The organism is Candidatus Culexmicrobium sp., from assembly GCF_058356305.1.
Map to the genome: position 1 here is coordinate 34,546 of NZ_JBTVBB010000031.1, position 14,053 is coordinate 48,598.

The 14,053-nt window shown below is 34.7% G+C and carries 15 protein-coding genes and 3 tRNA genes; 11 read left to right on the top strand and 7 right to left on the bottom strand.

What is annotated here, in order from left to right; genetic code table 11:
- Nucleotides 1-116 precede the first annotated feature (116 nt).
- The 3 genes from ACW8TM_RS09370 to ACW8TM_RS09380 are packed head-to-tail and all read left to right on the top strand — an operon-like array spanning nt 117 to nt 3,072.
- The gene (locus ACW8TM_RS09370) at nt 117-1,487 is read left to right on the top strand and encodes a UbiD family decarboxylase (RefSeq protein WP_491533024.1); all 1,371 of its coding nucleotides are present in this window, start codon (nt 117-119) and stop codon (nt 1,485-1,487) included.
- Nucleotides 1,453-2,637: an aconitase X catalytic domain-containing protein gene (locus ACW8TM_RS09375; RefSeq protein ID WP_491533025.1), complete on the top strand. Its 1,185-nt coding sequence runs from the start codon at nt 1,453-1,455 to the stop codon at nt 2,635-2,637. The genes ACW8TM_RS09370 and ACW8TM_RS09375 overlap by 35 nt, the downstream gene beginning before the upstream one ends.
- Before the next feature lie 3 nt (nt 2,638-2,640).
- Nucleotides 2,641-3,072: an aconitase X swivel domain-containing protein gene (locus ACW8TM_RS09380; protein WP_491533026.1), complete on the top strand. Its 432-nt coding sequence runs from the start codon at nt 2,641-2,643 to the stop codon at nt 3,070-3,072.
- On the opposite strand, the gene ACW8TM_RS09385 is transcribed toward ACW8TM_RS09380, so the two are convergent.
- On the bottom strand, nt 3,052-4,350 hold the full coding sequence (locus ACW8TM_RS09385; protein ID WP_491533027.1) for an HD domain-containing protein: 1,299 nt from the start codon (nt 4,348-4,350) through the stop codon (nt 3,052-3,054). The two genes, ACW8TM_RS09380 and ACW8TM_RS09385, sit on opposite strands and share 21 nt — an antisense overlap.
- Nucleotides 4,351-4,425: 75 nt before the next feature.
- Here ACW8TM_RS09385 and tmk point away from each other — a divergent pair, with 75 nt between their 5' ends.
- Nucleotides 4,426-5,022: a dTMP kinase gene (gene tmk / locus ACW8TM_RS09390; RefSeq protein ID WP_491533028.1), complete on the top strand. Its 597-nt coding sequence runs from the start codon at nt 4,426-4,428 to the stop codon at nt 5,020-5,022.
- A 13-nt stretch (nt 5,023-5,035) separates the two neighbouring features.
- Here the strand turns inward: tmk and ACW8TM_RS09395 are convergent, their stop codons facing one another.
- Both ACW8TM_RS09395 and ACW8TM_RS09400 read right to left on the bottom strand, forming a co-directional pair.
- Entirely contained in the window at nt 5,036-5,569 is a 534-nt protein-coding gene (locus ACW8TM_RS09395; protein ID WP_491533029.1) for a hypothetical protein, read from the bottom strand.
- 24 nt (nt 5,570-5,593) lie between these two features.
- The gene (locus ACW8TM_RS09400; RefSeq protein ID WP_491533030.1) at nt 5,594-5,929 is read right to left on the bottom strand and encodes an Sjogren's syndrome/scleroderma autoantigen 1 family protein; all 336 of its coding nucleotides are present in this window, start codon (nt 5,927-5,929) and stop codon (nt 5,594-5,596) included.
- Between the two features lie 90 nt (nt 5,930-6,019).
- Between ACW8TM_RS09400 and ACW8TM_RS09405 the strand changes: the two genes are divergently transcribed.
- The 4 genes from ACW8TM_RS09405 (at nt 6,020) to ACW8TM_RS09420 (ending at nt 7,801) form a co-directional block, all read left to right on the top strand.
- Entirely contained in the window at nt 6,020-6,274 is a 255-nt protein-coding gene (locus tag ACW8TM_RS09405) for a stationary phase-response protein (protein ID WP_491533031.1), read from the top strand.
- Between the two features lie 75 nt (nt 6,275-6,349).
- Nucleotides 6,350-6,423 (top strand) — tRNA-Asn (locus tag ACW8TM_RS09410).
- A gap of 44 nt (nt 6,424-6,467) precedes the next feature.
- Nucleotides 6,468-6,541, top strand: a tRNA-Ile gene (locus ACW8TM_RS09415).
- Nucleotides 6,542-6,694: 153 nt separating this feature from the next.
- Complete coding sequence (locus ACW8TM_RS09420) at nt 6,695-7,801, top strand: putative sulfate/molybdate transporter (RefSeq protein WP_491533032.1); 1,107 nt, start codon at nt 6,695-6,697, stop codon at nt 7,799-7,801.
- A gap of 150 nt (nt 7,802-7,951) precedes the next feature.
- Here the strand turns inward: ACW8TM_RS09420 and ACW8TM_RS09425 are convergent.
- A tRNA-Leu gene (locus tag ACW8TM_RS09425) sits at nt 7,952-8,052 on the bottom strand.
- Between the two features lie 85 nt (nt 8,053-8,137).
- Here ACW8TM_RS09425 and ACW8TM_RS09430 point away from each other — a divergent pair.
- Together ACW8TM_RS09430 and ACW8TM_RS09435 are read left to right on the top strand one after the other, a co-directional pair.
- Nucleotides 8,138-9,142 carry a hypothetical protein gene (locus tag ACW8TM_RS09430; protein WP_491533033.1) on the top strand — a complete coding sequence of 335 codons (1,005 nt, stop codon included), beginning with the start codon at nt 8,138-8,140 and terminating at the stop codon, nt 9,140-9,142.
- A gap of 71 nt (nt 9,143-9,213) precedes the next feature.
- Nucleotides 9,214-10,365, top strand: coding sequence for a saccharopine dehydrogenase family protein (locus ACW8TM_RS09435; protein WP_491533088.1), 1,152 nt, complete (start codon nt 9,214-9,216; stop codon nt 10,363-10,365).
- Nucleotides 10,366-10,805: 440 nt separating this feature from the next.
- Here ACW8TM_RS09435 and ACW8TM_RS09440 read toward each other — a convergent pair whose 3' ends face one another.
- From ACW8TM_RS09440 to ACW8TM_RS09450, 3 genes are read right to left on the bottom strand one after another with little or no spacing between them, the layout of a single operon-like run.
- Nucleotides 10,806-10,967 carry a 30S ribosomal protein S30e gene (locus ACW8TM_RS09440; protein WP_491533034.1) on the bottom strand — a complete coding sequence of 54 codons (162 nt, stop codon included), beginning with the start codon at nt 10,965-10,967 and terminating at the stop codon, nt 10,806-10,808.
- A 46-nt stretch (nt 10,968-11,013) separates the two neighbouring features.
- Nucleotides 11,014-11,826, bottom strand: a complete 813-nt coding sequence (locus tag ACW8TM_RS09445; RefSeq protein ID WP_491533035.1) for a dihydroorotate dehydrogenase electron transfer subunit — start codon at nt 11,824-11,826, stop codon at nt 11,014-11,016.
- The gene (locus ACW8TM_RS09450; RefSeq protein ID WP_491533089.1) at nt 11,823-12,737 is read right to left on the bottom strand and encodes a dihydroorotate dehydrogenase; all 915 of its coding nucleotides are present in this window, start codon (nt 12,735-12,737) and stop codon (nt 11,823-11,825) included. The genes ACW8TM_RS09445 and ACW8TM_RS09450 overlap by 4 nt, the downstream gene beginning before the upstream one ends.
- A gap of 84 nt (nt 12,738-12,821) precedes the next feature.
- Here ACW8TM_RS09450 and ACW8TM_RS09455 point away from each other — a divergent pair, with 84 nt between their 5' ends.
- Nucleotides 12,822-14,051: a C/D box methylation guide ribonucleoprotein complex aNOP56 subunit gene (locus ACW8TM_RS09455; RefSeq protein WP_491533036.1), complete on the top strand. Its 1,230-nt coding sequence runs from the start codon at nt 12,822-12,824 to the stop codon at nt 14,049-14,051.
- Nucleotides 14,052-14,053 lie beyond the last annotated feature (2 nt).

The window sequence follows — 14,053 nt, forward strand, 5'->3', positions numbered from 1 at the left end:
CTACCGTTACTGCAAATATTTGTCAATTATTTATTTTTTACTTCAATTTTTTATGGTGATTTAAGATAATCTAAATCGTTAAATTTTTTTACTCATATTCTATTGTGGGGGGCAGTATGATTTCGAGTTTAAGAGAGGTCATCGATTTTTATAGGGAGTTAAATAAATTATTAATTATAGATGTTCCTCTTTCTCCAAAATTTGAAATTGCAGCTACATTAAAAGTTTTTGATGGTTCTCCGATTTTATTTGAAAAAGCTATCGGATTTGATGCTAAAGTCGTTGGTGGAATATGCAGTTCTAAGGAATTGGTTAGCAATGTTTTAAATGTCCCTCCTAAAAGGTTACATGAAATGTTGCTCAGCGCCATTAATAACCCATCTCCTCCATCTATAGTTGATGATGCGCCCGTAAAAGAAAGAGTTAAGGAACCAAATCTATACCAATTACCAATATTAACTCACTATGAGCGTGATGCTGGTCCTTACATTACTTGTGGTGTTGTTTTTGCTAAAGATATAGATGGAGCTTTTCAGAATGCTTCTTTCCATAGAATGCTAGTTTTGGATGAAAGAAGATTAGCTATTCGAATTGTTCCCCGTCATTTACATTATTTGTTAAAAAAAGCTGAAAAAGCTGGAAAGCCTCTTCCAATTGCAATTGCAATAGGTTTACATCCCGCTATTTTATTGGCGGCAGCTTCTTCTCCTCCTCTCGGTGTAGATGAGCTTCATGTTGCAAATACTCTAATGAGAAACAATTTAAAAGTAACTTACTGTAATCACTCTGAAATTTTAGTCCCTGCTGAATCAGAAATAGTTTTAGAAGGTTTTATTTATCCAGATAAAATGGCTGATGAAGGCCCCTTTGTAGATATTACTGGAACTTATGATTTTAGACGTAGCCAACCAATAGTGGAGGTTGTTAAAATTATGATGAGAAAAAATCCAATATATCAGGCTCTACTTCCAGCTAGTATCGAACACCGTTTCTTAATGGGCTTTCATAGAGAAGCTTTAATACGAAGGTATGTTAGCCAAGTGGTTCCTAGAGTTAATGATGTAAGGCTATCCTTTGGTGGTTGCGGATGGCTCCATGCAATAATATCTATTGAAAAAACATCTGAGGGAGATGGTAAAAATGCGATACTTGCTGCCTTCGCTGCACATCCAAGCTTAAAACATGTCATTGTTGTCGACTCTGATATTGATATTCATAATTTAGACTCTATTGAATGGGCTATTGCAACTCGCTTCCAAGCACATAGGGATCTCATAGTAATTAAAAATGTTAGAGGGTCAAGTATTGATCCCTCAATTGATGAAAAACGATTACTAACTTCTAAAATGGGAATTGATGCAACAAAACCTTTAGACAAGCCTAGCTCTCTATTTATGAAAGCTTTAATACCTCGCTTATCTGAAGTTAAGAAGAAGTTGGAGGCTTCAAACATTGTTTCTAAACAAAGAGCAAGAACGAATGCTTAAAGGAGATTTTGGCCCAGCAATTCAAAGGGCAATGGAGCTGTTAGTATCTATTGGTGATGCTTTAAATGCAGATAAGCTAATCCCCATATCTAGTGCGCATATATCAGGTGTCAGTTATACTAGTATTGGAGACGCCGGACTAGTTTTTTTAAAAGACTTCTCCCAATTAGGAGCAAAGGTTAAAGTCTTTACTTCCCTAAATCCAGCTGGAATTGATCTAGTTAGATGGCGTTACATGAATGTGAGTCGGGAATTTTATGAGAAGCAAAGACAAATATTAGATACTTTCCGCAAAATGGATGTTGAGTTAACCTGTACGTGTACTCCTTATTTTTCTGGAAATTTGCCTAGAGCCAATAGTGATATTGCTTGGGCTGAATCTTCAGCTGTTGTATATGCAAATTCTGTCTTAGGGGCTAAAACAAATAGAGAGTCAGGTCCTTCTGCACTTGCTTCAGCAATAACAGGATATACTCCTTTTTGTGGATACCACTTAGAAGAGAATAGACAAGGTTCCCATAACGTGATCTTGGAATTTAAACCTAAATCTCTTCTTGATGCAAGTATTATAGGCTTTATTGTTGGTGAGAAGATTGTTACTGGAGTTCCAGTTTTCTCTAAACTTAGCAGTTTTACTACAGATCACTTAAAAGCATTGTCTGCTGGTCTAGCTACTTCAGGGGGAATTTCCATGTTCCGTGTGGAGAGACCATTTGAAAAATCAAATGTTAGAGAAAAAATCTCTATAGAGACGCTGGATGTCAATGATATTTTAGATAAATATTCAACTGCCACCAAAATAGATACAATTTTCTTTGGATGTCCTCATTGTAGTTTAAATGAACTAAGCTATCTAGCCTCACTATTAGAAAAAAGACGTATAGGAAAAGATGTTAGACTGTGGATTTTCACTTCTAGGGCTGTATATAGCCAAGCTAAAAAGAAGGGATTAATCAAGTTAATAGAGCGTGCAGGCGGAAAAGTTTTTTGTGATACATGCCCCATTGTTATGCCCTCAAATTTGTTACATGACTACACTATCGCAACAAATTCGTGTAAAGCAGCATATTACCTAACATCCCTTCATGGAATTGATGTTTCTCTTTTAGATGCATATTCATGTATTAAAATGTACACTGAGGTGATTTAGATTATGTCTAAAATTATTCTTAGAGGAAGAGGTCTGTCTAAATATGTTGCTGAAGGTGAAGCTATAGTTTCAGTGGAGCCTATATCTTTTTTTGGCGGTGTTAATCCTGAAACTGGAATTATAGTAGAAAGGAGTCATCCCTTAGAAGGTGTATCAATTATGGGGAAAGTCCTCATTTTTCCTCATGGGAAAGGAAGTACTGTTGGTGCCTATGTGTTATATCAAATGGTGAAGCTTGGAACTGCTCCTGTAGCTATTGTTAATGTAAAAGCAGATCATGTAACTTTGATTGGCTGTATTATTGCGCAAATTCCCTTGGTTGACAATTTGGATATGAATCCTCTATTAGTAATTAATAGCGGGGATCATGTTTATGTTGATGGAGTTAAAGGTCTAGTTATAGTTTTCTCAGCTTCAGAAAGAAATCCTTGTTGAAGGGGGATGTCCACCCAGAACTTCCATTGCAGCTTTCTCTACACTTTTTCTGTATTTGGGAAATGTATAGGCTCTAATTACGTCAATATATCCCTTTAGGACATTTACAATGTCAGAAATCTCACTTAGTCTATGAGGAATTTTTTCGCCATCCTGGTTTTCAAATACTATTATTTCCATCGGATCTAATTGTCTTGGATTGTAAGGTATTGAAGGTAATGTTGGTACATCTATGAAGACTTCATTTTCATTTATTTTTGCTCTTTTAGCTATTTCTTTTTCAATTTCTCTTCTCAATCTTTCTATAGTTAGTATACTTGCTAAGAATTTATTTTTTGTATGCACAGTTATTTCATAAGCACACTTTAATAACCATCTTCTATTATACATCTCAATTAGTTTGTATGCTTGTTTTAGTTCTTCGTCTTCTGTACCTTCCAGTTCTCTTATTTTTGTTATTATATATCCATCATCAAATAATAAATACTCTTCAGGTGTTTTAAAGTCTATTATTCCAAGATACTCTTTGGCAAGGTTCATTGCTTCTGATAACATAAGATTAGCACTTCTAACACTTCTGTGATAATACACTGCTTTGAACATTTCATATCTAGCAATAAGAAATGATTCGAGTGCATATAGTGCTCCCGGAATTTCAATTGCAAGTTTTCCATTTATAACGTCTAATGAGTGTATGATTCTGAATATATCTACTAGGCCATATTGGACTCCTGTGAAGTGTGAGTCCCTTACTAAGAAGTCCATTTTGTCAACATCATATTGACTTGATATCACTTGATCTAAAATTTTCATTTTTTCGCTACTTCTCTTACTTACTGCTAGACTTGCAACTTCCTTCACATCTAGACCATAGTCGTTTAAAATGTCCTTTACTTCACTTTCTGTTATTAGCCAGTAGGTTAGATCTTCATGATCTTTGCCTAAATACCTTATTGAAATATCTTCATATACATGGGAGAATGGTCCATGTCCTATGTCATGTAATAAGGCAGAAACTCTTAGATATTCTATTTCATCCTTCTTTATCAATTCTAGATTTAATAAATGCTCTCCGACAATTCCTGCTAAATGCATGGCTCCAAGAGAATGACCGAATCTTGTATGTTCTGCTCCAGGATATGTTAAGTATGCTCCTCCCAGTTGCTTTATTCTTCTGAGCCTTTGAAATATATGGGTATCTATTATTGCTTTTTCAAGTTCGCTTATGAAGATGTATCCATGTATCGGGTCCCTAATTTCCAGGTGTTTCTTCCACATTACAATCCTCATTAAATGTTTTCCCTATAGTTAAATATAAATTGTGAGAAGATGATTTAACCGCGTGTGAGAAAATTGCCTGGAAAGTTAATAGCTTTAGAAGGTATAGATAAGTGTGGTAAACATACACAAGCTAATTTAATTAGAGAATGGCTTGAATCTTTGGGTAGAAAGGTTAAGATTATTGCTTTTCCAGACTATGAAACTCCTATTGGTGGTCTAATAAGAGAGTTTTTACAAGGTAAATATTACATTTCACCTGAGGTACGTCAACTACTTTATGTTGCTAATCGATGGGAAAAGAAGACTAGTATTATGAGTTGGCTTTCGAATGGATATATCGTTATTGCAGATAGATATACTCCCTCTGGACTGGCTTATGGTATGGCTAACAACTTATCCCTGGAATGGATGACTTGTTTAGAACGAGGCTTACCTGAAGCTGACATAGTAATAGTTATCGATATTCCAGTGGATATTTCCTTAAGCAGATTGAGAGATAGTGGAGATACCTATGAGAGAAACAGATTTTTCTTAACTCGTGTGCGGAACTGTTATATTAAACTGGCAAGGAAATTTAATTGGGTTATAATTAATGGAAATAGAAGCGTAGTAGAGGTATTTAGAGATATTCAAAAAATTTTAGTTAATAACGTTTTAAGCAACATATAGTTTTAGCTTAGAATCAAGTAAGTTCACGTATTCTCTTTATAATTGGTTTAATACCCTTCCTTCTCAAACTCTTAATCATCTCTAAGTATATTCGTCTCCCCATTTCCTTGGGCGTTATTCTTCTAAGCCCACCAATACTTGAAATATAAACTCTAAATGTTACATTGCCAAGTTGAAAGCTAATTAAATATTTATCAGACCATGCACGACTTTTTCTTCCCATTTCATAATGATATGTGTAGCTTATTGTAACAATAAAATTAATAGAGTCAATTTCCTTTTTCTCAAAATTTCTTTTTATAAGTTCGATAACTCTCTTATTAATTTTCCTAAATCTTCTCCCTCTAATCAACTTTACTTTAAACTTAACTTTACTAATTATCTCTCCTTTTCTTCCTGCAATAGAAATTTTTATTTCTTCTTCTTTGTCGTTGATTGAATTCATAGCCATTAATATGGAATCTAGGATATCACTTTGATTGTGCATAGTAATATAATATGCAGAATAATGGCTATACATTGGATATTCCATGTATTTCTTCAACATATTTTTCACATCAGATTAACCTCACTAGATCTCCTTTAATAATTCATTAATCCTCCTAGCTAACTCTATAAGCTTCATCAGTTTATTCTCATCTTCAACTTCCTCAATCCTATTAGCAATTTCAGCCAACTTTCTAGACAAAACCTCTCTCAACCTAATACTGGCACCTACAATGAACTCACTATTAGCTTCCTCTTTTTTCAAAATAACAGCACGACGTTTACATGAAGGACATATAATCTCACCAGACTTGAGCTTAAATAAAGGAACATTACAACTAGGACAAGATTGAGCGAGCATAGTGGCGCCCTCACGTAATAAATCAGCCATCTCCTTCAAACGCTTCTTATCATCTTCCAAATCAACCACCTCAAGTATAACAAATAATACTTATAAACAAGCAAAATTAAATCTGTCTCGAGGATAAACTATATAAAAGGGGGATAAATCATGACAGAAAATAAAATCCAACAGGCTATAACCTTACTTCAAAGAATAGTAGAAGACACAACAGTACCACGAAACATTAGAAGAGCAGCAAGCGAAGCAATAAAAGCCCTTCAATCAGCCCGATATACTCCAGGGGTAAGAGCATCAAACGCCATAGGAATACTAGAAGAAATATCACAAGACCCAAACATGCCCACACACACTAGAGTCCAACTCTGGAACATAACATCAATACTAGAAACAATAAAAGACTAACACAATTTCTACCCCAAACACCCAATAAACTTAAATTTTCTATCAACAACCAAGATAATAGACGACCGGAAGAGAGCCGGGGTAGCTCAGTTTGGTAGAGCGCCTGGCTGTTAACCAGGTGGTCGCCGGTTCGAGTCCGGCCCCCGGCGTTATAGAAAAATTCTTTTAGTTTTGTTTTCAATATTTTTGTGGTGGGCCCGTAGCTTAGCCTGGTAGAGCACCCGGCTCATAACCGGGGGGTCGTGGGTTCGAATCCCACCGGGCCCACCTTTTATTTAGTTTCTGGTTTATTTCTTTTTTAGCATACAGATTACTTGACTTATTCTCCATTGTTTGTCTCTGCTATTTTGCAGTAAAACTAAGGAGTGATTCGACTTTTATTTTTAGGAGATTTTTATATGTTGTTGGAGGAGGTTTTTCATGGTTAAAATTGGGGATTTTGAATTTAGTTTGAGGGAGTTTGCTGGCTCCCTTGGTGATTTTGGTCCTCTTAATCCTTTTATTTTGGGCTTTATTGTTGTCTTGGGTTTGGATCCCACTGGAATTTTTTTGGCTATGGGTTTAGCAAATATACTTCTTGGTATTATCTATAGATTACCGTTGCCTATTGAGGCTAAAAAGGCTATTGGAACTGCTGCTTTGAATGAGAAGTGGAGTGCCTCACAGGTGTATTTGAGTGGAATATTGACCGGTGTTTTTTGGATTTTTCTTGGTTTTTCGGGACTAGTTAAGCGATTGGTGAAACTGATACCTATTACTGTTATTCGGGGTATCCAATTTGGCTTAATGATAATTCTTCTTAAGGAATCAATACTATTTATTAAACTTAATTTTTATCTAGCTTTTATTTCAATAATTTTAATTATTTTTTTGATGAAGAATAGATTTATTCCATCTGCTGTAGCTGTTTTTAGCTTAGGTTTAGCTCTAGTTTTTATTTCTAACCCTGACATAGACTTGAAAGTTAGTTTCCATTTACCCTCAATTTATATTCCAAGTATTCAAGATCTAAGTTTAAGTTTACTTTCAGTTGTCTTAGCTCAAATAGTATTAACGTTCTCTAATGCCATACTGGCTACTTCTCTGGCGGTCAGTGAGCGTTTTCCCAATAGGAAAATTAGTGAAAAAAATCTTGCAATAAACATGGGTTTCATGAATACGTTTCTTCCATTTATAGGTGGTATTCCAATGTGCCATGGTGCTGGAGGTTTTGCTTCCCAATACTTCTTCGGAGGGCGAACTGGAGGAGCCATGATTATGGAGGGGATACTAGAAATATTATTAGCCCTTTTCCTGGCAGAATCAATAGCAGTAATTTTCAATGCATTTCCATTGCCAATAATAGGTGCAATGCTTCTTTTTGCAAGTTTAGAACTTGGAAGATTTATAGTTAAACTTGGAGGGTTAGACTTAGTTGAAGTGTTAATAATTGGGGTAATTTCATTTCTTACTAACTTAGCAGTAGGTTTCTTCGCAGGTGTAATATTACATTACTTAATAAATAGAGTGACATCTTGTAGAATCTAAGAGACAAGGTTAGGGTTAATGTTCAGATGGAAATATTGTATAGGAGATATCATTAACTAATCCAAAGGAGTGGAGAATAGAAGACTACTTCTAACAAATTGAGGACATAAATGTTTTGTCCGATTATATCTCAAATTTTTATAATTTTAATGCGGGGGGTGGGATTTGAACCCACGAAGGCCTTCGCCACGAGGTTTTTCCGGATTTTCCTCCTGAACCTCGCGCCTTTGACCTGGCTCGGCAACCCCCGCTAATTGTTCTCACTTCCCTATTTGACATAAGTTTTTATTTTTCTTTCTTAATTTATTTTAGTGGTATATAATGGGGTAGTTTGTATTGGAATTTAAGGTTGATACTGCTTTAATTCAATATTTGATATTGAATGAAAATGATAACGATGGCATATTAACTAGACTTTCGAATTTAAATTTTATTGGTGATAAATCCGAGTTTGATGCTTATCTTGAACGAATATTTAAAATTAGGAGGGATGTTTGCTTTAATATTGCTTGTGACCTGTTTCATCAAGGCTTCTCTAGAAATTACATTATAATGGAACTTTCACCCATTTCTAGATTTCTTCCTAAACCGATAATTGACTCAATACTTGATGATGCCCTTAAATTTGCTTCAAGAAAGAAGTTTAGAAGTTCAATTAAAAAGTTGGAGTCAATAGTTAAGTCTCTTTCTAAGAGTGGTTTCTTTATTTTTTTAGACTACTCTAAGTATTTTATTTCAGTTAAGATTTATGGTGATAGAACACTTCCAGCATATTATGATCTAACTATGACGATTGAAAAGCATAATGATAAACAGAGATTTCTAATTATAAGTTTTCTAGAAGGTTTAATTGGAAAATCAGTTAGATTTTTCACTAATGAATTAATTGAAGTTTTGGAGAGATTTGGAGACCTATATGCAAAGCTAGATGTTTTAAGCATTGTGATGAGCTATATAGAGGAAGATGCAATTAAACTTTCAAGTAAAGGACTACCCAAGACTAATATTATTAGCCACTTAAGACATAAATATTCAGATATACTTGACCATATAATCAGAACTCAGTCAACAATATCTCCAATAGACCGAGAATTACAACGTCTATATAATTCCAAGAAATTTTCAGACAGCCTGGTATATGGCAATGTTATTCAAATTTCTAGGAATCGATTTAAAATTGTCACTCCTAAAATCCTTCTACCTAATTTTACTCTTGAGATCACATTAATTTCATGGAGTAAGCGCTCAAGAAATTTAATACTGAAACTTCTCAATGCGATAAATAATAAGGACTTATCTAGCCTACAGTTATTCCTAGAAAAGTGGATTAAGAATAAATGAATTTTCCAAGTAATCGAAATCTATGTATAATACATAGTCATAATAGCTTTACTTAGGTGATATATGTGAGAATGCTAGTTCTTGGAGCAGGTCCTATGGGTTTCGCTATTGTGAAAGATTTAGTTAAAGATAAATATGTAAGTAAAGTGACAGTTATAGACATTAACGTTCAAAGATTAAAAATTTTGGAAGAATCAGTGAAGGATGAAAGGTTATCAACCGTTAAAATGGATGTAATGGATAAAAATTCCCTTCTTAAGATAATGAAAAATCATGAGTGTATTCTAGGTGCATTACCGCATAAATTTGTTGTTCATACAAATAAAACTGCTATTGAAGCTGGCGTAAATCTTGTAGACTTAGCATTTGAAAAAGAACAATTAGATTTGGACGAAGAAGCCAGAAAGGCTGGCGTGACTATAGTTCCAGGTTGTGGTGTAGCTCCAGGCTTAAGTAACATGCTTGTAGCTTATGGTGCAAGTAAAATGGAAAAAGTTAATGAAGCCTACATAAGAGTTGGAGGTATTCCTTTAAATCCAACACCACCCCTAGACTATAAAATAGTTTTTTCTGTTGAAAGTTTAATTGGAGAATATATTAGACCTGCAAGAATAGTTAAAAATGGAGAAATCATTTATGTTCCAGCTCTTTCAGGAATTGAAGTTTTTACAGATCCAGAATTGGGCGAGTTAGAATGCTTCTATACTGATGGATTATCCACATTAATCTACACAATGAAGCATATTTCAAACATGGCTGAGAAAACCATTAGATGGCCAGGACATGCTGAAAAAATCAAGGTTCTGAGAGAACTAGGCTTCTTTGATGTTGACCCCATAAAGATCAATAACGTAATGATATCACCATTCCATTTATCAGCTAAACTATTAAATGAGAAGCTAAAAATGGAGGAGGATGATAAGGACTTAACAATATTAATTGTAGATGTTATTGGATTAAAAGATAACGCTCAGATTCACTGTAATTACAAGATGATTGACTATTATGATCCAGAGGAGAAAATTACTTCTATGGGGAGAACTAGTGGTTTTCCATGCGCCATTATGGCTAGAATGATTGTTAGGGATGAAGTAAAAGGTCCAGGAATAATTCCACCAGAAATAGCTCTAACACCAAGTATGTTTGAAAAATTTGCTAGAGAGCTAGCTAAGAGAAACATCATAATTCATGAAACAATTACAACCTCCAAAAACCTCAACTGACAATGAACGATGTTTACATGAAATTTTAATATTAATAAGAAGTGGAATTATATGGATGAAACTGACCTACCGATATTTATAAGTGAGATTGGAATAGGAATGAGAAGAATATTTCAATATATAAAAGTGAAATCAAATAATACGCTGAACCATTATTAATGCAACTAACTTCAAATTTTTAATCTTGCTTCATTTATGTACATGTGCATACAATACTCTTTTAGTATGCCTAACAGTATGTACTATGTCAAGATGTAACAATAATCGTTTGGAAAATTACATCTAGTATCAGCAAGTAATTATTAAAATTAAGATTCTCATATTGGGACTAAACATGTAATTGCGAAATGGAGAGATAATGTTCAAAGACAGTAAGCTTATATTGAGTAAGCTGGGTAAATTTTAAGGAAAGGATAATTCTGATTTTAGAGTAGAATGACCTAACGCCTCTTTTTCCAGGGTAGACCGCCCATGACTACTCGTCTAAAATAGTTTCTTCTACTTCTCTTTCTTGGAAACGGATTAGTTCTTGGTTTAGGCGGAATTTTAGGTGTAGCTGCTCTTACTTTTCCAGCCTTCGTAAGTGAACCGTGACTTGGCATTTTCTATCACCACATATGTGATGTGAAATGCTATACTTAAACTTTTTTAGATTACCTCCTTTATACCAGATGCATTTCTCCTATACTTTCCTAGTTCGCTTATTTTTCTCAAAACTTCACTGGAGAATACTGGACCGTCCTTACATACTCTTAATCCTAATGGGTCTAGAGTACATGACCCACAGATTCCAATTGCACATTTCATATACCTCTCCAGTGAAGCTTGTAAGTGTACATTTAATTTCCCAGTTATCTCTAATATTTTAACCATCATTTTTTCTGGCCCGCAGACATATACTTCATCGATCCCTTTTTTCTCAATAACTTGTTTAACAACATCTGATGCCATAGCCTTCATCCCAAGGCTACCATCATCAGTTGTTATTATTAAGTCAATCTTTTTTTCTCTATGCCATTTCTGTAACTTTTTAAGGAATAGTAGTTCTTCCCTTGTTTTTGCTCCGTTTATGACTGTTATGTCCATTTCTTTCTCAGTCATTTTTTCTATTAATGGTATTAATGGTGCCATTCCTGTTCCTCCACCAACTACAAGTACTTTTTTCCCAGTTATTTTGAAGCCATTTCCATAGGGTCCCCTTATACCTATTATGTCTCCAACTCTCTTTTCATGTAGAGCTGTAGTTGCATCTCCAACTTTATGGACTGTAAATGATATTTCCTCTTTACCTATATTTGAAATACCCATGGGTATTTCATCAATACCTATTACCCAGACCATTATAAATTGACCAGGCATTGCTTTTTCAGCTATCTCTGGGACTTTAACTGTAATTGTTTTCCTATCTATGGCTTCATTTACAATTTTAGTTATTTTGCATAGTATTGGTCTATGAATCATACTATTCCCCCTCTATGAGCCAATCCAATTATTTCCTTCAAATTGGTGTAACCCTTCCTTACCATGTATTCCTTTAAACTTACTATTATTTCATTGAAGATCTCTAAATCTTTTATAGCGATTGCTGAGCCGATTTGTACTGCTGAAGCACCTGCCATCATAAATTCAATTACGTCTCTATAGTCTAATATGCCACCTACACCTATTATTGGTATATTCAACTCCTTGTATAGCTCATAGACACATCTGATGGCGATTGGTTTTATTGCTCTTCCAGATAAACCTCCAAATAAGTTTGATAGAATTGGTCTTGCAACTTCAATGTCTATAACCATAGCCTTTAAAGTATTTATTGCAGTTATACCATCGGCGCCAGCTTTTTCAGCTGCTTTACCAATTTCAACAATGTTTGCTACTTCTGCTGTTAACTTTGCAAATACTGGGATTTTTACAGTGCTCTTTACTCTTTCTACTACTTCGAATGTTTTTTCAGGATCTTGAGAAAACTGTATTAAACCACTTGCATGTGGGCATGAGAGATTTAATTCTATTGCATCGGCTCCAGTTTCCTCCATTCTATATGCGACTTCAGCATATTCCCTTTCATTTGATCCAAAAACTGATACTATTACTGGAACATTGCCTTTCTTCGCAATTTTTAACTCTTCTACAAATTCTTCTACTCCTGGATTTGGTAATCCCATTGCATTTATGAAACCGCAGTCTACTTCAACTATAGTTGGATTGGAATATCCCTCCTTAGGTTTTAGTCCAATGGACTTGGTAACTACTGCGCCTACACCTAATCTAGCTACCCTTCTGAGTATTGCTCCAGTATTTCCAAGAATTCCTGAAGCTAACATTAATGGATTTTTCATTTTCAGTGAAGATAAGGTAACTGCTAGGTTAATGCCCATTAGACTTAACCCTTATTACATATTATGTAAAAAATTTAAAGGGATTGCGAAAACTTCATTAATAGTGTGGTGATGAATTTGAGTGATAATGGTAGAATATATGTTCTTGACACTATGTTTGCTATCTTTGTCTGTGATAGCAACGGAAATATTTTGTTATTTGAGGAACTCCCTAGAAAGGCTGAAATTGTAGTTGAGAAAATTTTGGCTTTAGAGCATGGTGAAGTAATTGATGAAATTAAAAAATTACATAATCGCTTAACAGGATTTAAAGTTAACACTATAATTGTTGAAGATGAAAAATTAGCTTCGACTATTAGGTCTATTACTGATATTCCTATACGTGTAGAGCCTGGAAATGATGTTGCAAGAAAATTTAGAAGCAATTTAAAGGACATTCTCTTAAAGTTAGGTCTTGCTTCTTCTTATGAACAAATAGATAACTTTATTTTCTCAGTTTCTATGCTTTTGACGAGGAAGAGGTTAAGGGAAGCAGCTGAGAAAAGAGATTTACTGGTTGCACAAGCAATAAATGCAATTGACGACTTAAATAAATCTATAAATCTCCTAGTAACAAGACTCCGAGAATGGTATGGTATACATTTTCCAGAGTTAAATGATCTAATCAGAGATCATCGAGTATTCGTGCGTTTAGTTTCATTGTTGGGATTACGTTCAAAATTTACTAAAGATAATTTAGTAAAATTAGGAATACCTGAAGGACGCGCTAAGAAGATTGAGAAATATTCAAATACTTCTATTGGAGCGGATATCGCAGATTTTGATGTAAAACCTATGATGCAGTTTTCCTCGATCATTAAGGACATGTATTCCATGAGAGAGAGCTTAGAGGAGTATATTAATCAGACAATGGACGAAGTAGCTCCTAATATTAAGGCTCTCATAGGTCCATTAATTGGAGCAAGACTAATATCTCTAGCAGGCGGTCTTGAAGAGTTGGCTAAAATGCCTGCTAGTACAATTCAAGTCTTGGGTGCTGAAAAAGCATTATTTAGGGCGCTTAGAACAGGAGCAAAGCCACCAAAACATGGTGTGATATTTCAGTGTCCAGAAATTCATAGAGCACCAAAATGGCAGAGGGGAAAGATTGCCCGAGCCCTAGCAGGGAAACTAACTATAGCAGCGAGAGTTGATGCATTTACAGGCACATATATTGCAGATGAACTTAAAAGTGACTTGGAAAAAAGGATTGAAGAAATCAAGAAAATATATGCAAAACCACCTAAGAGAATTAGAGTTAAAAGAGAGCGGAAGGAGAAGAAGAGGAAGAGAAGAAAGAGGAGGTGAAA

Excerpts from the sequence above, each read along its gene's own strand:
- ACW8TM_RS09405 (WP_491533031.1), top strand. The coding sequence starts at position 6,020 with ATGACAGAAAATAAAATCCAACAGGCTATAACCTTACTTCAAAGAATA.
- ACW8TM_RS09445 (WP_491533035.1), bottom strand. The coding sequence starts at position 11,826 with ATGATTCATAGACCAATACTATGCAAAATAACTAAAATTGTAAATGAA.
- ACW8TM_RS09435 (WP_491533088.1), top strand. The coding sequence starts at position 9,214 with ATGCTAGTTCTTGGAGCAGGTCCTATGGGTTTCGCTATTGTGAAAGAT.
- ACW8TM_RS09395 (WP_491533029.1), bottom strand. The coding sequence starts at position 5,569 with ATGTTGAAGAAATACATGGAATATCCAATGTATAGCCATTATTCTGCA.
- ACW8TM_RS09440 (WP_491533034.1), bottom strand. The coding sequence starts at position 10,967 with ATGCCAAGTCACGGTTCACTTACGAAGGCTGGAAAAGTAAGAGCAGCT.
- ACW8TM_RS09380 (WP_491533026.1), top strand. The coding sequence starts at position 2,641 with ATGTCTAAAATTATTCTTAGAGGAAGAGGTCTGTCTAAATATGTTGCT.
- ACW8TM_RS09370 (WP_491533024.1), top strand. The coding sequence starts at position 117 with ATGATTTCGAGTTTAAGAGAGGTCATCGATTTTTATAGGGAGTTAAAT.
- ACW8TM_RS09385 (WP_491533027.1), bottom strand. The coding sequence starts at position 4,350 with ATGTGGAAGAAACACCTGGAAATTAGGGACCCGATACATGGATACATC.
- ACW8TM_RS09420 (WP_491533032.1), top strand. The coding sequence starts at position 6,695 with ATGGTTAAAATTGGGGATTTTGAATTTAGTTTGAGGGAGTTTGCTGGC.